Consider the following 17,634-nt stretch of genomic DNA (forward strand, 5'->3'; position numbering starts at 1 on the left):
GGCTCTGCGCTTCGCTTGTCCGGGACACGGGAGTGCTCGGCGGCTACAACCCCGCCTTGACAATCGCGTCCGTGAAGGAGCGGTCGACGATCTCCGCGGCATCGAGCTTCTGCTTGATCAGGCCCCAGCGGAAATAGAGGTCGATCGTCGCCTGCTCGTCCGTGACCACGCCGTCATCGATCGGCGCGATCCGGATTTTTGCGCGTGACAGCCAGTTCTGCGGCACGGCCGTGGGGATGTTCATCAGCTTGCCCCAGGTCGCGGCGTAACTGTCTGTATTGTTCAGCGACCACGCCCGCGCCGCGGTGAGGCGGCGGATGAAGTCCGTCAGCTCTGCGCGCTTGTCCCTGATCGCGTCGGGCCGCGCCACCTGGAAACTCAGTCCCGGCGTCAGGCCTTCCGCGGTGATGATGCGGCGCGATTTGAAAAGCACCTCCTCCTGGCTGACATACGGCTCCCAGGTCGACCACGCATCGACCGAACCTTGCGTGTAGGCGACCTTGGCATCCGAGGGCGCCAGGAACGCGATCTGCACGTCGCTCGCGCTCCAGCCGTTCTTCTCCAGCGCGGCGAGGATCAGCTGATGGCCGATCGAGCCGCGGCCGGTCGCGATCTTCTTAGCCCGGAGATCGGCAAAGCTCTTGATCGGCGAGTTCTCGGGCACGAGGATGGCAAGCCCCTCGCGCGTCTGCCGGATGGCCGCGATCGCCTTCACCGGCGCACCGGAGGCGGCGGCGAAGGTGAAGGGCGCGTCGCCAACGAGACCGGTCTCGATCGCGCCGGCGCTAAGCGCCTCCAGCAAGGGAGCTGCCGCGGGAAACTCCCTCCACTCGATCTTGTAGGGGACGTCCTTGAGCACGCCGGCCGCTTCCATCACGGCCTGCGCGTTGCCCTTCTGGTCCCCGACGCGCAAGGTGGTTTGCGCGGCTGCGACTTCAAGCGAAGCGAACAGCAGCGCGCCGGCCAGCATGAGGCGGATCATTCCGCGGCCTCGCCGCGAACGGCCTGGCGCTTGGCAATCAGCTCGCGCGTCAGCGGGATCAGCTCGCGGCCGTATTCGATGGCGTCGATCAGCGGATCGAAGCCACGGATCAGGAAATGGCTGATGCCGAGATCGTAATAGTCGCCGAAGACCTCCGCGACCTGCTCGGGCGTACCGACCAGCGCCGTGGTGTTGCTGTTGGCGCCGGTGAGCTTGGCGATCTCGGTCCACAGCCGCTTGTCGATGCGGCTGCCCTGGTCGGCGAGCGCGAGCAGCCGGCGCGCGCCCGCGGTGGCATGGCCGTCGGCGGGCTTGCGATAGCCGGTCTTGTCCTGCAGCGCGGTGGCGCGGGCCAAAATCTCCTCGGCTTTCTCCCAAGCCTGCTTTTCGGTCGGCGCAACGATCGGCCGCACCGACAGGCTGAAGCGCGGCGTCGGCCGTCCCTGCCGCACCGCCGCGTTGTGGACGCGCGAGGTGATATCGCGCACCTGCGCATAGGATTCGCCCCACAGCGCAAAGGTGTCGGCGTGCTTGCCCGCGACGTCGATCGCCGCATCCGAGGCGCCGCCGAAATAGACACGGATGCCTTCGGGACGATACGGCTTCACCTGCGCGAAGGCGTTCTCGACCTGATAGTACCTGCCCTTGTAGCTGAACGGCTTCTCGCTGCTCCATTCCAGCTTGAGCACGTCGAGGAACTCGGAGGTGCGAGCATAGCGCTCGTCCTTGTCGTCGAGCGTGTTGCCGTCCTGCCGGAGCTCGGTGGCGTTGCCGCCGGTGATGACGTGGAGCGCGACGCGGCCGCGGGAAAACTGGTCGAGCACGGCGAACTGCCGCGCCAGCAATGTCGGCGCGGTGAAACCGGGCCGCTGCGCGATCAGCACGTTGAGGCGGGACGTCACATTGAGGACGTGCTGGGCGACCTGAAGCGAGTCGGGTGAGGTCGAATGGAAAGCCAGCAGCGCCCGGTCGAAGCCGGCATTCTCGTGTGCCTTCGCCACCGTCTCGATGTGGGTCGGGTTGAGCACCGGCCCTTCCCGGACGATGGTCTCGGACGAATTGTTGTTGCTGATGAAGCCGATGAACTCGATCGACATGATCGTCTCCTTGTTGATCTCTAGAGGCCGAGCGTGGCACGGCCGAGGCCGACGCGCGTGGAATCGTCCTGCGGCGTGTGCACGCGGCCGCACAGCACGTCGCGATAATGCCGCTCCAGCGGATTGGCGCGGCTGAGCCCGTGGTTGCCCGACAGCGACAGGGCATCCTCGACGACGGCGACGGCGTTGTTGGTGACCGTCAGCTTGATGACGTTGGATTCACCGGCGGAGAGATCGACGCCGTCATCGAAATCACGCGCAAACGTGTCGATCAGCCGCGCGTTGACCGCGAGTCGCGCCTCGATGCCGCCGAGGATCTCCTGCGCGCGCGGCAAGGTCGCCAGCGGCGCGCCGAGGCTGGCGGGGACGCGCTGCTTCAGGAACGTCACCAACCAGTCGCGCGCGGCACGGGCGACGCCGTCATAGATCGCCGCGACGAAGACGGTGTGGACGGTCGCCTGCGTGACGTCGAGCGTGCGCCAGTCTGCCGGCTTGCGCACGTCGACCTCGGCATCGAGCGGGATCACGACGTCGTCGAAGATGACGTCGTGGCTGCCGCTGGCGCGCAGCCCATGATGGTCCCAGGTCTCGACGATGCGCGTGCCGGGCAGGCCCGCGGGCACCAGGAACTGGCCGACGCGCGGCTCCGCCTCGTCGGTCCGCGCCCAGACCAGGTACCATTTCAGGATCGGCGATCCCGTCGAGTAGATCTTGTGGCCGGTGAGCCGCCAGCCGGTCTCTGTCCGCCGCGCGATCGTCGCGGGCAGGCCGCCGCGCGCCGGCGAGCCAAGCTCCGGCTCCACGCGCAGCGCATTGACGAGCGCAAGGCCTTCGACACTCTCGCGCGCGAGTTTGCGCGCCAGCCGCGCCGGCCAATTCGGGCTGCGCGCCATCGCGAGGTGATTGATGTAATGCATCGACAGCACCAGCGCGGTCGAAGGATCGGCCTTGCCGAGAATGCCGAGGACGCGCGCGGCGTAGCGGGCACCGGCCCCCGCCCCGCCATGCGCCGCTGGAACCGTCAAAGACAGCAGTCCCGCCTCGGACAGCTCGCGAAAGTTCTCGAAAGGAAAGCTGCCGACACGGTCGTGCTCGGCGGCACGCGCGGCAAAGCTCGCTGCAAGCGCCTCGGCACGGGCGATGTAGTCGGGTTCGCCATGACCCGTACGCCCCTTGACTACGGAAATTACCATGTCGCGTCCAACCCCAGCAGACCAAGGATCTGGCGGCGCAGTTCGGCCAGATAGGGATCGCCGCGATGACGCGGATAGGGACGGTCGACGCGAATGTCGGCCTTCACCCGGGCGGGGCGGTCGCTGAAGACGATGACGCGGTTGGCCAGCACCAATGCCTCCTCCGCATCATGCGTCACCAGCAGCGTGGTAAACCCCTTGCGCTGCCAGAGCGCGACGAGCTCGGCCTGCATGGTGATGCGGGTCAGCGAGTCCAGTTTTCCCAGCGGCTCGTCAAGGATCAGGATCTTGGGATCGTTGACCAACGCCCGTGCCAGCGCGACGCGCTGCGCCATGCCGCCGGAGAGCTGGTGTGGATAGGCATTGCGGAACGACGAAAGCCCGACCAGGTCGAGCGCGGCATCGACGCGCTGGCGCTGGCTCCTCAAAATGCCCTGGGCCTCGAGGCCCAGGGCGACGTTGTCCCAGACCGACCGCCAGGGAAACAGGGTCGGATCCTGGAACACGACGACGCGAGACGGATGCGGGCTCCTGATGCGCGCCTCGTCTTCCCGCAGCCTTCCTGCCTTCGGCTTGTCGAGCCCGGCCACGAGCCGAAGCAAGGTCGACTTGCCGCAGCCGGAGGGCCCTAGCAGTGCGACGAACTCGCCGGGCTCGACCGAGATGCTGACGTCGCTCAGCACCGGCAGCTCGGTCCCGTCGATGTCGAAGGCGTGGCTGACCTGCTCGATGTCGAGCGCGGCGCCCGCGGCCGGCTGCGTGACCGCTTCGGCGATGGCTGTGGCTACCATTTGACGGTCCCCTTTTGCCAGACCAGGAGGCGATCGCGGATCGCAAACAGCAGCGTGATCGCGCCTGAGCAGAGCAGCGACATCACGATCAGCGCCGCGTACATGTTGGCGTAGGCGGCCCAGCCCTGCGCCCATTGCAGGTACCAGCCGAGCCCGGCCTTGACGCCGATCATCTCGGCGACGACGAGCACGGCAAAGGACGCGCCGAGCCCCATGAACAGGCCGACAAAGACGTGCGGCAGCGCGGCGGGGATCGCGACCTTCAGCACCAGGAAGGACGGCTTTGCCCCTAGCGTGCGTGCAACGTCGTAATAGGCGTTGCTGACGCTCGCGACACCCGACCAGGTCAGCACGGTGACGGGGAAGCCGGTCGCCAGCGCGATCAGGAAAGTCGAGGCGCTCCAGCTCGATGGAAAGGTGAAGAACGCGATCGGCAGCCACGCGGTCGCCGGCAGCGGGCCGATGAAGCGCAGCACCGGATGCACCCAATAGCCGACCGCGCGCGACCAGCCGATCGAGACGCCCGTCAGGAAGCCGATCGTCGCACCGATCAGGTAGCCGCCGAGTTGCAGCTTGACCGACGCAAGTACGCTATCGAGCAGCTTCGGCAGATCGTCGGTATAAACCTCGATGATCGACTGTGGCGGCGGAAAGAACGGCAGCGGCAGCCAGGCGAACTTTGCCGTCGCGACCTCCCACACCGTCAGGAACGCGCCGAGCGCGACCAGCCAGGCTGCACGCTGTCGCAAGCCGCGACCGGCCGAACCGAGATAATCGGCGCCGACCGTGCCGATCAGCGCAATGGCGGCGATGATGAAAGCGGCAATGCCGAGCGAATGGGTGCGCGACCAGTCACCGACGTCTTCCCACCACAGGCAGGAGAAGCCGAAAGTGATCCATGCGATGCTGGCGAGAACGCCGATGCCGGATTCGCGAACCCAGCTCGAAAGCAGCGGCGCGCGCGAGGTGCGCGGCGCCCCGGAGGCGAGGCCGTCAGACAGCGAATACGTCGACATAGATGCGCTCCGCGAACTTGGCGGTGTCGGTGCTCTGCTTGAAGACCTGCACGCTCTTGAGGTCGTCGGCATAGGCCTTCAGCTCGCGCTTGAGCACTTCACCCACGGGATGATGATGGTGGGTGTGGTAGCGCACCATGCCCTCGATATCGGCGAGCGACGCAGTCTTCGGCGCATAAGGCTGAAACGACTTTGCCGTCACGGCCGGGTTCTGGGCGGTGAACATCGCGGCGTCGAGCAGCGCCTGGGTGAGGGCGCGCGCGACTAGAGGTTCTTCACGCACAAGCGAGCCGCGCAGGCCGAGGATGCAGCAGCTCTTGTCGCGATATTCGCCGTCGAGATTGGAGGCGACCTCCTTGTACTGGGTATCCTTGAGCCAGAGATAGCCCAGCGGATCGGACGACAGGAAGGCCTGCACCTCGCCCTTCTCGACGGCGACGTTGAGCAGGTTGCCGGGATAGGGCCGCCAGTCGACGTCCTTGTTGGGGTCGATCCCGAGCTTGGCGAGCTGGACCGAGAAGAAGTTCTTGTCGGGGCCGCCGAGGTCGCCGACCGCGACGATCTTGCCCTTGAGGTCGGCAAGCTTGTTCACGCCGGAATCCGTCCGCGTGAGGACGCGCATGCAGCCGCCATGGGTGCCGGCGGCGATCTTGACGTCAAAGCCCTGCTCCAGCGGCTTCAACCAGCGCAGCGCCATGCCGAGGCCGGCATCGCTCTTTCCGGTCGCGATGGCCTCGAGCAGCTGGTCGGTCGAGCCGGAATAGTTGATGAGCTCGATGTCGAGATTGTGCTTCTGGAAGAAGCCATGCTCGATCGCGACAGGCACCGGCGCGAGACAGACGGCGCCGGCATTCCAGGACAGCTTCAGCTTGCGCGGCGCGCCGGTGAGCGCCGGTGCGTCGGAGGCCGTGCGGCACAGCGGGAATTGCGAGAGATCGACGCCGGGTGCGATCGCCTGCGGCGCAAAGGCCTGCGCCGCGCCAAAGGCGCCAAGCGGCGCCGCGAACGCCGCAGCCAGCCCTGCCTGGAGCAGATGACGCCGGTCGAGCCCCGATCCGTTGCGCTTGTTGTCGTTGTCCATCAGCCCCGCTCCTTGAGTTGGCACAGCTCCGCCATTCGCGCAGCATCCAGTGTTGCGCATGTTCCGTGCGGAGCCGCGTTGAGAGAATATCTTTCGCCGACGCCTCGCGCGCCGCTTTGATGCGATGCGCAAATCATGCGGCGCGGTCACGGCATCGTCAATGAAATGGAATTTCGAATGTGGCGCGCAGCGAAGTCATTCTCTCCATCGGCGCGTGCGGGAACGATGAAAGGATTTTCGTTGATGCATCATCCTGCAAAGGACCCTTGCGACTGCCTCGTCTGCATCATCCCCGCGCATCGCCGGTCACACGCGCTGCACGTTCTCGAAAGGGCCGCTGCGCTGAAACGTCCTTGTCGGGCGGGAGCGCAATACGGATAGCCATTTCATTGACTGCGCATCGCCCAATCATAGACTCGAACGCCTAGCTGCATCGTTCGCTCACACGTCGTGAGCAAAGCAACAAGACAGGCCAGATGAGCATCAACTCTCACGACCATTCCATCGCACGCCGGCTCGCCACATCGCTGCTCGCCGCGGCCATCATGCTATCCACCGCTGCCGCATCGCTCGCCGCCGATACTGTCGTGCTGCGCGTCGGCGACCAGAAGGGCGGCAACCGCTCGCTGCTCGAAATCTCGGGCTATGCGAAGGACTTGCCCTACAGAATCGAATGGTCGGAATTCCCCGCGGCCGCGCCGATCCTGGAAGCGCTCAATGCCGGCGCGCTCGACGTCGGCTACACCGGCGATCTCTCGTTCCTCTCGGTCTATGCCGCGGGCGCGCCGATCAAGGCGATCGGCGGCACGCGCTCGGATGCGAAGACGCAGGCCATCCTGGTGCGCCAGGATTCGCCGATCAGATCGGCGGCCGATCTCAAGGGCAAGCGCCTCGCCGGCACGCGCGGCGGCTGGGGCCAGTTCCTGATCGATGCGACGCTGGAGAAGGCAGAGATCAAGCTGGAGGACGCGACCTTCGCGCCGCTCGGCCCGGTCGATGCCAAGATCGCGCTGCTCGCAGGCTCGATCGACGCCTGGGCGGTGTGGGAGCCCTATGTCTCGTTCGCGACGTTGAAGGACAAGGCGCGCGTGATCGCCGACGGCGAAGGCCTGACGCCGACCATCACCTTCATCGTCGCCTCCGACAACGCCATCGCCACCAAGCGCGCGGCGGTGCAGGACCTGGTGCAGCGCTTGAACAAGGCGCGACTGTGGTCGCTGGACCATGCTGCCGAATACGCCAGGAACACGGCCGAACTGACAAAACTGCCGGAGGACGTGCTGCTGTCGGCCTACACCGCACAGCGCACCAGCCCAATCGCGATCGACGAGCGCGTGATCAAGGAGGTGCAGGAAGCCTCCGATCGCTCGACGCGTTACGGCATCCTGCCGAAGAAGCTCGACGTCAGCAAAGCCGTCGACCGCAGCTTCACGGCTGCGGCCGCGGGATCGAACTAGGCGGAGGCGGCGGGATGCACCGGCTTCGCCTCAAGCCCGGCCCATTGCATCTCGCCGCGATCGTGCTCATGCATGTCGCATGCATGAGCCTGATCGTCTGGCTCTCGATCTAGCCGCGCGGTCTCACCAATATCTGCGGTAATAGTGACGGTGATAGACGCGGTAAGGCCGGTAGTAGCCATAGCTGTAGTACGGACGATAGGGCCGATAATATCGCGGATACACCGGGGCGTAGCCGTAGCCGCCGTAATAAGCGGGGGCGTAACCATAGCCGTAGCCCGGATATCCGTAGCCATAGCCACCGTAATAGGGGCCGCCGTAGCCGTAATAGCCGTAAGGAGATCCCGCCGCGATGGCGCCGCCGATGATCGCGCCGGCCGCGAGACCGCCAAGACCCCAGCCCCATCCGCCGCCACGCCAATGCACCGGCGTGACGTTGTCGCCGGCCGCAGCCTTCATCGTCGCGACGTTGGTCGGCATCGGGGCCGCCGTGGCCTGCCCGATCTGGGCCGCCATGACCGCGCCGGCCAGCGAACAGGCAATTGCCGTCTTCCAGATCCTCATCGTCCTACTCCCTGTCTGACCTTTCGCTTGAAAAAGGATCGCAGCGCCATGATCGGGCATCTTTGCGCCAAGTCAAAGCATTGAATTTCAAAGCATTGAATTTCAAAGCCTGAAGCTTGCGTGCACCGCACAAGACGCTTGCCTCCATTCTGATCAACAGGTGCCCGGCGGCACCGTCGCCTGTGACACCCGCACGACGGCGCCTGAGGCCCGATCACCCGGCAAAGGCATTAAGCTTCCCGTGCATTCGCAACCAACAACCACCTTCACGATTTACTATTCGTACCATTACTATCGGTTCCAAGGTGCGCGGCCGGGGAGGCTTCTGGCGAGCGCCAGAGTTGTGGGAGGATCACATGAGTGCCGCCAGACCCGAGCCGCTTGCCCGTCAGGCGCTGGCATTCGTCCTGGCCGGAGGACGCGGCAGCCGTCTGCTGGAGCTGACCGACCGGCGCGCCAAGCCGGCGGTCTATTTCGGCGGCAAGTCCCGCATCATCGATTTCGCGCTGTCGAACGCGGTGAACTCCGGCATCCGCCGTATCGCGGTGGCGACCCAATACAAGGCGCACAGTCTGATCCGGCACCTTCAGATGGGCTGGAACTTCTTCCGTCCCGAACGCAACGAGAGTTTCGACATCCTCCCCGCCAGCCAGCGCGTCTCCGAGACCATGTGGTATGTCGGCACGGCGGACGCGGTGTACCAGAACATCGACATCATCGAATCCCACGCCTGCCGCTTCATCGTGGTGCTGGCTGGGGATCACATCTACAAAATGGACTACGAGGTGATGCTGCGCCAGCACGTCGAGAGCGGCGCCGACGTCACCGTCGGCTGCCTCGAGATGCCGCGATCGGAATCCTCCGGTTTCGGCATCATGCATATCGACGAGAACGGCTGGATTCAGGAGTTCCTGGAAAAGCCGAAAGATCCGCCGCCGATGCCGGGCAAGCCGGACGTCTCGCTCGCCAGCATGGGCATCTACGTGTTCGACGCGAAATTCCTGTTCGATCAGCTCAAGCGCGATGCCGAGGACCCGAACTCGAACCACGATTTCGGCAAGGACATCATTCCCTACCTCGTCAAGAACGGCCGCGCGATGGCGCACCAATACTCGACGTCCTGTGTTCGCTCCGGCAGCGACACCCGCGCCTATTGGCGCGACGTCGGCACGGTCGACGCCTATTGGGCCGCCAATATCGACCTCACCGACGTGGTGCCCGAACTCGACCTGTTCGACCGCGCCTGGCCGATCTGGTCTTACGCCGAGATCACCCCGCCGGCGAAATTCGTCCACGACGAGGAAAGCCGGCGCGGCCAGGCGGTGAGCTCGCTGGTCTCCGGCGGCTGCATCATCTCCGGCGCCTCGCTGCGCCGCTCGCTGCTGTTCACCGGCGTGCGCATCAACTCCTACGCCAATGTCGAGAATGCCGTGATCATGCCTTACGTGAATGTCGGCCGCGGCGCCCGCTTGAGGAACGTCGTGATCGACCGCGGCGTCGAGATCCCCGAAGGTCTCGTCGTCGGCGAGGATCCCGAAATCGACGGAAAGCGCTTCCGCACCACCGAGCAGGGCATCTCGCTGATCACCCAGCCGATGATCGACAGGCTCAATACATGACGCCTGTTCGCGTCCTCGCGGTCGCCTCTGAAGTCTATCCCCTCGTCAAGACCGGCGGCCTCGCAGACGTCGCCGGCGCGCTGCCGGTTGCGCTGAAGGCGCATGGCGTCGAGATGCGCACCTTGCTGCCGGGCTATCCCGACGTGCTGCGGCTGGTGTCCGGCGCTGAGGAGCTGCGGCGCTGGCCGGATTATTTCGGCGGCGGGGGGCGGCTGCTGGCGGGCTCGCATGCCGGGCTAGATCTGCTCGTGCTGGACGTGCCGCATCTCTATGCGCGGCCGGGCAACCCCTATGTCACCGCCGAGGGAGTCGACTGGGCGGACAACGGCGTGCGCTTCGCCGCGCTGTCGCGCGTGGCGGCCGATATCGGCCACGGCCTCGTGCCGGCCTTCGTGCCCGACGTCGTGCACGCCCACGACTGGCAGGCGGGGCTCGCGCCGGCCTATCTGCACTACGACAATCGTCCGCGGCCCGGCACCGTGATGACCATTCACAACATGGCCTATCAGGGCAAGTTCGCCCCCGAGCTGATCGGATCGATCGGCCTGCCCTGGCACGCCTTCAACGTCGACGAACTGGAATATTTCGGCGGCATCAGCTTCTTGAAGGCCGGCTTGCGCCTTGCCGATCGGATCACCACGGTATCACCGACCTACGCGCAGGAAATCCAGAGCGACGAAGGCGGCATGGGGCTCGGCGGCCTGCTTCGTGGACGATCGAGCGTGCTGAGCGGCATCCTCAACGGCATCGACACCGAGGTGTGGAATCCGCAAACCGATCCGCACATCGCCTATCGCTTCGGCGCGGAGGACCTGACATTCCGGGCCGCGAACAAGGCGGTGCTGCAGCAGCAGTTCAATCTCGATTCCTCCGACGAAGCGCCGCTGCTCGGCGTCATCAGCCGGCTGTCCTGGCAGAAGGGGCTCGATCTCCTGCTCGAGGCCATCCCCACCATCCTGCGCGAGGGCATGCAGCTCGCGCTGCTCGGCAGCGGCGACCGCGATCTGCAGGATCGCTATCAGGCCGCGGCCCGCGCCAATCCCGGCCGGATCGGCGTCGTGATCGGCTATGACGAGATTCTCGCGCACCTGATCCAGGCCGGCTCGGACGCGCTGATCGTGCCCTCGCGGTTCGAGCCGTGCGGCCTGACCCAGCTCTGCGCGCTGCGCTATGGCGCGGTGCCGATCGTCTCGCGTGTCGGCGGCCTCGAAGACACCATCGTTGATATCGGCGAGGCCGACGCGTCCGGCCGCGATGCCACCGGCTTCAAGTTCGCTCCCGTGACGGCGGATGCCCTCGCCGGCACGCTGCGCAAGGCCAACATTGCCTTCCACGACAAGCTGACCTGGCGCCGCCTGCAACGCAGCGGTCTTGCGACCGACGTCTCCTGGCGCAACCGCGCCGGCGACTATGCCGCGCTGTATCGCAGCCTGGTGGCGGAGCGCAGGGCGTAGCGTTTTCGAGCGAAGTGGGCATCGGTTCGCGTCAAGAAAACGCGTCAACACAAGAATAGGAGCTTCATTCCGATGAAATCGGAACGAAGCTCCGGGCGTGACCGTCTTCGAATCCATGCTATAGAGCGCGCATGGACCCGCTCATGATCAAGCTGATCGGCTTTGCCGCCGCCACCTGCACCACCGTCGCCTACGCGCCACAAGCCATCAAGGTATGGAAGACCCGCTCCACCGGCGACATCTCGCTCGGCATGTTCCTGGTGATGGTGCTGGGCCTCGCCCTCTGGCTGATCTACGGCCTGCTCTCGGGCGATGGCCCCCTGATCGCCTCGAACGCCGTCACCATGCTGCTCGCCGGCGGCATTTTGGTGATGAAGCTGAGATATGGGTGATGCTTCTTCGCCTCTCCCCACAAGCGGGGCAAGGGAGAAGATCACCCAAACACGTACGACGCCATCGCCACATGCGCGACCTCGTCGACGAAGACGCGGCGGCCGACGTCGCGGCCCGCGGCGCCAGCCGCCACCATCAGCGGCAGCAGATGATCCTCGCGGGGATGCGCAAGGCGTGCGCTCGGCGCGTTCTCCCAATCGACCAGCATCGCGTTGCGCCGCGCCGCATCGGGGTTGCTGATCGCCTCGTTCAGGTAGGCCTCGAAATCATACGAGACGGGCTTGGACTCCGGCCGGTTGAAGCCGCGCATGTTGTGATAGGTCAGGCCGCTGCCGACGATCAGGATGCCTTCGTCGCGCAAGGATGCGATCGCCTGCCCCACCTTGACGTGCTCGGCGGCGTCATAGCTGGACTTCAGCGACAGCAGCACGATCGGCATGTCCGCGTTCGGATACATCAGCCCGAGCGGAACGAACGTGCCGTGATCAAAGCCCTGATCGGGATCTTCGCGGCAATCGAGCCCGGCCTGGGTGAGCAGCGCCTTCACTTGCACGGCAAGCTCAGGCTTGCCCGGCGCGGGATATTTGAGGTGGTAGGTATGCTCGGGGAAACCGTAATAATCGTAGACCATCGGCGGGTGCGGCGAGGTCGACACCGTGAACGCGTCGGCTTCCCAGTGACCGGTGATGACCAGCACGGCCTTCGGCCGCTCGGGCAAGAGCTGTGGAAGGTTCGCGAACGCCTCGGCGGTCTTGGCATATTGCACCCGCCTGTCCTCCATGAAGGGCCAGGGACCGCCGCCATGCGACAGGAACAGGGTCGGAAATCGCGTCATCGGGCAACGTCTCTTTGACAACAGGCGCGTGCGAGCGGTCGGCACGGCGGCGGCCAGCATAGGCAAAGCGGCATGGTTAGCAAGCCGTTAACGATTTGCCGCTCAGAATCCGCGCTGGGCCGAAGCAGTCGGCTTAAAGACAAGTGAGACGTTGCGATGAGGAAGTTTGCGCTGGGGGACGTCGTCAACAGTGACAAGGGCCGCCGCGGTATCGTCCGCGCCGCCTTCAAGTCGCGGGATGGCCAGCAATTCTACGCCGTCGAGAAGGACGGCGCGATGGATTACCTGGAGGAAGACCGGCTCAGCCTGGCGCCGCGCGTCGAGCTCGCGGCTTAACTCCGCTTCATCTCCTGCTCTCATTTGCGAGCCCGTCGAGACGCTCCGCGAACGGATCCTCGCCGCTCGCGACGCCGTCGTTCGTGATCAGCAGCAGGCGATCGCCGCCTGCGGCGGCATCCCAGCGCGGCAGGTCGGGACCATTGAGGTCTAGACCATTGGGATCTCCGCTTCTGGCGAAGTTGGTCCAGTAGGCGCGCATGCGGCGAGCGACCTCGCGGTCGCGCCGCGACAGGATGCCCGCACCGGGCACGCCTTCCGCACCGAAGATGAACTGCAGCTCGCGCCCGTGGCCGGCGTCCGGATTGCCGCGGCGCGCTTCCGGCACATAGGCGAAGCGATAGCGAAAGGTCGGCGCGCCGCTTGCCGCGTGCAGGCGGGCCAGCAGCCGCACCGGCTCGGAGAAGACCTTGTCGGTGTAGATTCTTGCCGCGAGATCAGAAGGTCTGGCGAGATCGGGATAGTGCCTGCGCAGTTCGTCGCTGCTCGTGCCCGGTGCTAGCTCCTCCTTGATCGCGGCCTCGTTCTCCGGATCGGTCTCGTCCTCGTTCGAGCCGATGATCAAGGGAATGCGGCTTTGGCGTCCGGCCGCAAAACCCGCGGCGAGGTCCTCGGTCACGAGATGCCCATCGATCATCGGTGCAAAGCTGCGCGGCGATGTCTCCAGCAATTGTGCTTCCGCAGCCAGCAGGCGCCGCGGCTCGACGGCACGTAGATCCGTCTTCGGCCCGAGCGCGGCCACGAAGAGCCGGCCAATGGCCTCAGCGTCTTCCGCCGAACGCAGGTGCGCGCGGCCGGGCACCGATTGCAGAATGGCCTTGTGGAAGAGATCGCGCGCCGGCGCAGAGAGCATCAGCAGCGCGATCGATGTCGCGCCTGCATCGCTGCCGAACAAAGTGACGTTATTCGGGTCGCCGCCGAAGGCCGCGATGTTGTCCTGCACCCATTGCAGCGCGGCCACCTGGTCCATCAGGCCGAAATTGCCGGAGCCGGCATGAGGCAGCGCGGGATGTGCGAGCCAGCCGGGCGCGCCGAGCCGATAATTCACGGTGACGACGATGAGGCCCGCCTGCACCAGCTTGGCGCCATCGAACAGCGAACCGTTCGCGGTCCCCGTGACGAACGCGCCGCCATGGATGAACACCATCACCGGCAACGGGCCATCGACCCCGAAGGGACGGAACACGTTCAGGGTCAGGCAATCCTCGCTCGCCGCCGGCAATGCCGGCTGAAGGCACGGCGCGCCGTAATCGTAGGCGGTGCGCATCTCCGAGCTTTCGGTCGTCGGCTGCGGCGGTTGCCAGCGCAGCGCCCCCACCGGCGGCGCTGCGTAAGGCAGCCCTTTGAACGCGGCCACCTCGCCTTCCACGGCGCCGAGCATCTGCCCCTCACGGGTCAGCGCGAATGGAAACTGCCCGACCGCCTGGGCGGCGGCAGAGCCGGCGCCATCCAGGGCAGCAATAGCCGCAACGAATGCAAGCAGGGCCCGCATCTTCGAAACGATCTCGATGAAGGATTTTGTAAGGTTATGTCCAGAGCCGTCGGAGAGGCAAGCCTCGCACCTGCCCTAACCGCCTTTGCTCAACAGCTCTGCGAGTGCGCGGCGCGCGACGATGCCGAGCTCACCCAGCGTGGAGTGGCCGGACTGCGCCGCCTCGATCAGGCGATGGGCGATGAACCTGCGGCTGTCGTGATCGCCGCCATGCGGCAATTGCCGGCACGTCTCCTCGAGAACGACGTCCATGTTCGCTTTGGTTCGCTCACTCAACTCTGTCATGACGCCCGGGCGGTACGCGTGGCTTGTTAGCGCAAGCATACACAGATGGATGATGTCTGATTACCCCGGGTTATCACGGCCATTGTGCATCGCGGTGCGTGTGGTGCCGCAACATTCGCGCGGTCACAAAGCCGCCGCAAACGATCAGCCTAGGATTGCATTTGCTCTCATGACAAGCTGAGCCTGCGGCGATAGCCTGCCGCCAAGACGAAACAACCAAGGCAAAACATCCGGGAGGAACACCATGCCTGACGCAATGGTTGCAACACGAGCCTCCGATGAGCGCGGAACCGCTCAGAAGGTCGATGTCGCCGTGGTCGGCGCCGGATTTTCCGGCCTCTACCTTCTTCATCGCCTGCGCAAGGCGGGGTTTTCGGCGGTCGGGCTCGACGAGGCCGGCGACGTCGGCGGCACCTGGTATTGGAACCGCTATCCGGGCGCACGCTGCGACATCCAGACCATCGACTACAGCTACACGTTCGATCCGGAGCTCGAAACCGCCTGGACCTGGTCGGAGAAATACGCGACCCAGCCCGAGATCCTGCGCTACCTCGGCTTCGTCGCCGATCGCTACGATCTGCGCCGCGATATCCGTTTCAACACCAAGGTCAACGAAGCCAGATGGGACGAAGCGGCGGAGCGCTGGCTCATCGCCACCGACAATGGCCCGCCGGTCTCCTGCCGCCATTACATCATGGCCACCGGTTGCCTCTCCGCGCCCAAGCCGCCGGAGATCGACGGCGTCAAGGACTTCAAGGGCGAGGTCTATTTCACCGGACGCTGGCCGCATGACGGCGTCAATCTCACAGGAAAACGCGTCGCCGTGATCGGCACGGGCTCGTCGGCGATCCAGTCGATCCCGCTGATCGCCGAGCAGGCCACGCACCTGACCGTTTTCCAGCGCACACCGAATTTTGCATTGCCGGCACATAACGGCCCGGCCCCCGCCGACCGCATGAGCCTGCTGCAAAGCGACCGCGCGGCCTACCGCGAGCAGGCACGGCAGTCGATGGCCGGCGTGCCCTACCCGCAGCAGACGGTCGTGAGCTGGCAGCTCAGTGATGCCGAGCGCCGCGAGCGGTTCGAACGCGCCTGGGCGGCCGGCGACCTCGTCCACATCCTGACGCAGCTCTGGGCCGACCAGGCCGTGGACCTCGACGGCAACAAGATCGTCCAGGACCTGATCCGCGAGAAGATCCGCGCCGCCGTCAAGGATCCCGAGACCGCCGCGGCACTGATGCCGGACGACCATCCGTTCGGCGCGAAACGACCCTGCCTCGACACCAATTATTACGCAACCTACAACCGGGCGAACGTCACGCTGGTCAATCTGCGCAAGGAGCCGATCAAGGCGATCACCGCGAGCGGCATCTCCACGAGCGGCCGCAGCTTCGAGCTCGACGTGATCGTCTTCGCGACCGGCTTCGATGCCATGACCGGCGCGATCCGTGCCGTGCATCCGATCACCGGGCGCGGCGGCAAGTCGCTGTCCGACGTCTGGGCGCAGGGGCCGCAGACCTATCTCGGCCTCACCGTCGAGGGCTTCCCGAACTTCTTCATGATCACCGGGCCCGGCAGCCCGTCGGTGCTGTCGAACATGGCGGTGTCGATCGAGCAGCATGTCGACTGGGTGGTCGATCGCCTTGCCGCGCTGCGCGATGCCGGCTTCACCACGATCGAGCCGACCGAGACGGCACAGGCCGGCTGGAACAGGCACATGGCCGACTGCTCGATGGTGACGCTGCACCGGCTTGCCAACACCTGGTACACGGGCGCCAACGTGCCAGGGAAGGTGCAGGGGCTGATGCCCTATACCGGCGGCGTCGGCCCCTACCGCGGCATCTGCGACGAGGTGGTCAGCCGCGGCATGCTCGGCTTCAAGCTCACCGGCCCCAATGGTGCCACCCAATGCAATGACGGCGAAGTGGTGCGCCTGCAGCCGGACGTGCGGCTGGTGCTGAACCTGCTCGGCTCGCTCAACCTGCCGCCGATCGAGTCGATGGGCGCGGAAGGCGCCCGTGCCTTCGTCAACGAGTTCAACAAGGGCCGGCCTGCGGGGCGGCCCATCGGCGAGATCGTCGACGGCACCCTGCCCGTCGCCGACGCTGCGTTGCCCTATCGCGTCTACAAGCCGGCAACGCCGGGACCTCATCCGGTCGTGGTCTATTTCCATGGCGGCGGCTGGGTGCTCGGCGACGAGCAATCGGACGAGCCGTTCTGCCGCGACATGGTGCGGCGGACCGGGATGATGTTCGTCAGCGTCGGCTATCGCCACGCCCCGGAGCATCGCTTCCCGACGGCCGCCGAAGACGGCTATGCGGCCACGCGCTGGATCGCCGAGCACGCCGCCGAACTGGGCGGCAGGCCCGGCCCGGTGCTGGTTGCCGGCTGGAGCGCCGGCGGCAACATCGCCGCCGTTACCTGCCAGCTCGCGCGCGACCGCGGCGGGCCCGCCATCGCCGGCCAGCTTCTGGTCTGCCCGGTCACCGACTGCAGCTTCGATCGGCCCTCCTATAACGAAAATGGGACCGCCTATTTCCTGACGCGCTCGCTGATGTACTGGTTCTGGGACCTCTATTGCTCGCCGGCGGACCGCACCGATCCGCGGGTCTCGCCGCTGCGCGGCAAGGTCGCCGGCCTGCCGCCGGCGGTCGTGGTCACCTGCGAGTTCGATCCGCTGCGCGACGAGGGCATCGCCTATGCCGAGGCCATGGCGGCCGCCGGCGTCCCGGTCGAGCAGCTCAAGGCCCGCGGCCACTTCCACTCGTCCTTTGCGATGGTGGACGTGGTGATCACAGGCGTGTCGGGCCGGGTGCAGATGGCGGAGGGCTTGCGGCGCTTCGCCGGGCTGCCGCCGGAGGTCGGTCGCGAGGCCGATCAGGCACATGACAATCCGGGGCAAAGGATCGCGGCCGCCGCGAGCTGAGCGGAAACGGCGCGGCCGGGAACCCTTTCCCGGCTGGCGCGTTGGGGGCGTGGCATTGAGATGCAGCGACAGGTGTATGGGCCCCGGCACGCGCGCAGGTGTGCTGGGGTCGT

At 65.9% G+C, this 17,634-nt stretch carries 16 protein-coding genes; 6 read left to right on the forward strand and 10 right to left on the reverse strand.

Annotated features, from left to right (window positions below; all coding sequences use genetic code 11):
* Positions 1-43: 43 nt before the first annotated feature.
* The 6 genes from BDOA9_RS31735 to BDOA9_RS31760 are packed head-to-tail and all read right to left on the reverse strand — an operon-like array spanning position 44 to position 6,160.
* Positions 44-982 carry an ABC transporter substrate-binding protein gene (locus BDOA9_RS31735; protein ID WP_025037982.1) on the reverse strand — a complete coding sequence of 313 codons (939 nt, stop codon included), beginning with the start codon at positions 980-982 and terminating at the stop codon, positions 44-46.
* Positions 979-2,079: an LLM class flavin-dependent oxidoreductase gene (locus tag BDOA9_RS31740; protein WP_025037983.1), complete on the reverse strand. Its 1,101-nt coding sequence runs from the start codon at positions 2,077-2,079 to the stop codon at positions 979-981. Before BDOA9_RS31740 ends, BDOA9_RS31735 begins: the two co-directional genes overlap by 4 nt.
* A gap of 20 nt (positions 2,080-2,099) precedes the next feature.
* A complete protein-coding gene (locus BDOA9_RS31745; protein WP_025037984.1) occupies positions 2,100-3,272 on the reverse strand; it encodes an acyl-CoA dehydrogenase family protein in 1,173 nt (390 codons plus the stop codon).
* The gene (locus BDOA9_RS31750; RefSeq protein WP_025037985.1) at positions 3,266-4,063 is read right to left on the reverse strand and encodes an ABC transporter ATP-binding protein; all 798 of its coding nucleotides are present in this window, start codon (positions 4,061-4,063) and stop codon (positions 3,266-3,268) included. The genes BDOA9_RS31745 and BDOA9_RS31750 overlap by 7 nt, the downstream gene beginning before the upstream one ends.
* On the reverse strand, positions 4,057-5,079 hold the full coding sequence (locus tag BDOA9_RS31755; protein WP_025037986.1) for an ABC transporter permease: 1,023 nt from the start codon (positions 5,077-5,079) through the stop codon (positions 4,057-4,059). The genes BDOA9_RS31750 and BDOA9_RS31755 overlap by 7 nt, the downstream gene beginning before the upstream one ends.
* Complete coding sequence (locus tag BDOA9_RS31760; RefSeq protein WP_025037987.1) at positions 5,057-6,160, reverse strand: ABC transporter substrate-binding protein; 1,104 nt, start codon at positions 6,158-6,160, stop codon at positions 5,057-5,059. Before BDOA9_RS31760 ends, BDOA9_RS31755 begins: the two co-directional genes overlap by 23 nt.
* A 476-nt stretch (positions 6,161-6,636) precedes the next feature.
* On the opposite strand from BDOA9_RS31760, the gene BDOA9_RS31765 reads away from it, so the two are divergent.
* Positions 6,637-7,617: an ABC transporter substrate-binding protein gene (locus BDOA9_RS31765; protein ID WP_025037988.1), complete on the forward strand. Its 981-nt coding sequence runs from the start codon at positions 6,637-6,639 to the stop codon at positions 7,615-7,617.
* 123 nt (positions 7,618-7,740) lie between these two features.
* Here the strand turns inward: BDOA9_RS31765 and BDOA9_RS31770 are convergent, their stop codons facing one another.
* The gene (locus tag BDOA9_RS31770; protein ID WP_025037989.1) at positions 7,741-8,181 is read right to left on the reverse strand and encodes a hypothetical protein; all 441 of its coding nucleotides are present in this window, start codon (positions 8,179-8,181) and stop codon (positions 7,741-7,743) included.
* Positions 8,182-8,537: 356 nt separating this feature from the next.
* Between BDOA9_RS31770 and glgC the strand changes: the two genes are divergently transcribed.
* The 3 genes from glgC (at position 8,538) to BDOA9_RS31785 (ending at position 11,646) form a co-directional block, all read left to right on the forward strand.
* Entirely contained in the window at positions 8,538-9,800 is a 1,263-nt protein-coding gene (gene glgC, locus BDOA9_RS31775; RefSeq protein WP_025037990.1) for a glucose-1-phosphate adenylyltransferase, read from the forward strand.
* Positions 9,797-11,254, forward strand: coding sequence for a glycogen synthase GlgA (gene glgA, locus BDOA9_RS31780; protein ID WP_025037991.1), 1,458 nt, complete (start codon positions 9,797-9,799; stop codon positions 11,252-11,254). The genes glgC and glgA overlap by 4 nt, the downstream gene beginning before the upstream one ends.
* Positions 11,255-11,385: 131 nt before the next feature.
* A complete protein-coding gene (locus BDOA9_RS31785; RefSeq protein WP_025037992.1) occupies positions 11,386-11,646 on the forward strand; it encodes a SemiSWEET transporter in 261 nt (86 codons plus the stop codon).
* Positions 11,647-11,687: 41 nt separating this feature from the next.
* Here BDOA9_RS31785 and BDOA9_RS31790 read toward each other — a convergent pair whose 3' ends face one another.
* Positions 11,688-12,482 carry a DODA-type extradiol aromatic ring-opening family dioxygenase gene (locus BDOA9_RS31790; RefSeq protein WP_025037993.1) on the reverse strand — a complete coding sequence of 265 codons (795 nt, stop codon included), beginning with the start codon at positions 12,480-12,482 and terminating at the stop codon, positions 11,688-11,690.
* Between the two features lie 156 nt (positions 12,483-12,638).
* On the opposite strand from BDOA9_RS31790, the gene BDOA9_RS31795 reads away from it, so the two are divergent.
* The gene (locus tag BDOA9_RS31795; RefSeq protein ID WP_025037994.1) at positions 12,639-12,818 is read left to right on the forward strand and encodes a hypothetical protein; all 180 of its coding nucleotides are present in this window, start codon (positions 12,639-12,641) and stop codon (positions 12,816-12,818) included.
* 7 nt (positions 12,819-12,825) lie between these two features.
* On the opposite strand, the gene BDOA9_RS31800 is transcribed toward BDOA9_RS31795, so the two are convergent.
* Both BDOA9_RS31800 and BDOA9_RS31805 read right to left on the reverse strand, forming a co-directional pair.
* A complete protein-coding gene (locus BDOA9_RS31800; RefSeq protein ID WP_025037995.1) occupies positions 12,826-14,310 on the reverse strand; it encodes a carboxylesterase/lipase family protein in 1,485 nt (494 codons plus the stop codon).
* 75 nt (positions 14,311-14,385) lie between these two features.
* Positions 14,386-14,562 (reverse strand): hypothetical protein, encoded by a 177-nt coding sequence (locus tag BDOA9_RS31805; protein WP_244521557.1) that lies wholly within the window; start codon positions 14,560-14,562, stop codon positions 14,386-14,388.
* 277 nt (positions 14,563-14,839) lie between these two features.
* Between BDOA9_RS31805 and BDOA9_RS31810 the strand changes: the two genes are divergently transcribed.
* Positions 14,840-17,521 (forward strand): flavin-containing monooxygenase, encoded by a 2,682-nt coding sequence (locus BDOA9_RS31810; protein ID WP_025037997.1) that lies wholly within the window; start codon positions 14,840-14,842, stop codon positions 17,519-17,521.
* The last annotated feature ends 113 nt before the right edge of the window (positions 17,522-17,634 follow it).

This window comes from Bradyrhizobium sp. DOA9 (assembly GCF_000617845.2).
In the GTDB taxonomy this organism is placed as follows: Bacteria; Pseudomonadota; Alphaproteobacteria; order Rhizobiales; family Xanthobacteraceae; genus Bradyrhizobium.

Coding starts and splice junctions, on each gene's coding strand:
- BDOA9_RS31735 (WP_025037982.1), bottom strand. CDS start 982: ATGATCCGCCTCATGCTGGCCGGCGCGCTGCTGTTCGCTTCGCTTGAA.
- BDOA9_RS31740 (WP_025037983.1), bottom strand. CDS start 2,079: ATGTCGATCGAGTTCATCGGCTTCATCAGCAACAACAATTCGTCCGAG.
- BDOA9_RS31745 (WP_025037984.1), bottom strand. CDS start 3,272: ATGGTAATTTCCGTAGTCAAGGGGCGTACGGGTCATGGCGAACCCGAC.
- BDOA9_RS31750 (WP_025037985.1), bottom strand. CDS start 4,063: ATGGTAGCCACAGCCATCGCCGAAGCGGTCACGCAGCCGGCCGCGGGC.
- BDOA9_RS31755 (WP_025037986.1), bottom strand. CDS start 5,079: ATGTCGACGTATTCGCTGTCTGACGGCCTCGCCTCCGGGGCGCCGCGC.
- BDOA9_RS31760 (WP_025037987.1), bottom strand. CDS start 6,160: ATGGACAACGACAACAAGCGCAACGGATCGGGGCTCGACCGGCGTCAT.
- BDOA9_RS31765 (WP_025037988.1), top strand. CDS start 6,637: ATGAGCATCAACTCTCACGACCATTCCATCGCACGCCGGCTCGCCACA.
- BDOA9_RS31770 (WP_025037989.1), bottom strand. CDS start 8,181: ATGAGGATCTGGAAGACGGCAATTGCCTGTTCGCTGGCCGGCGCGGTC.
- glgC (WP_025037990.1), top strand. CDS start 8,538: ATGAGTGCCGCCAGACCCGAGCCGCTTGCCCGTCAGGCGCTGGCATTC.
- glgA (WP_025037991.1), top strand. CDS start 9,797: ATGACGCCTGTTCGCGTCCTCGCGGTCGCCTCTGAAGTCTATCCCCTC.
- BDOA9_RS31785 (WP_025037992.1), top strand. CDS start 11,386: ATGGACCCGCTCATGATCAAGCTGATCGGCTTTGCCGCCGCCACCTGC.
- BDOA9_RS31790 (WP_025037993.1), bottom strand. CDS start 12,482: ATGACGCGATTTCCGACCCTGTTCCTGTCGCATGGCGGCGGTCCCTGG.
- BDOA9_RS31795 (WP_025037994.1), top strand. CDS start 12,639: ATGAGGAAGTTTGCGCTGGGGGACGTCGTCAACAGTGACAAGGGCCGC.
- BDOA9_RS31800 (WP_025037995.1), bottom strand. CDS start 14,310: ATGCGGGCCCTGCTTGCATTCGTTGCGGCTATTGCTGCCCTGGATGGC.
- BDOA9_RS31805 (WP_244521557.1), bottom strand. CDS start 14,562: ATGGACGTCGTTCTCGAGGAGACGTGCCGGCAATTGCCGCATGGCGGC.
- BDOA9_RS31810 (WP_025037997.1), top strand. CDS start 14,840: ATGCCTGACGCAATGGTTGCAACACGAGCCTCCGATGAGCGCGGAACC.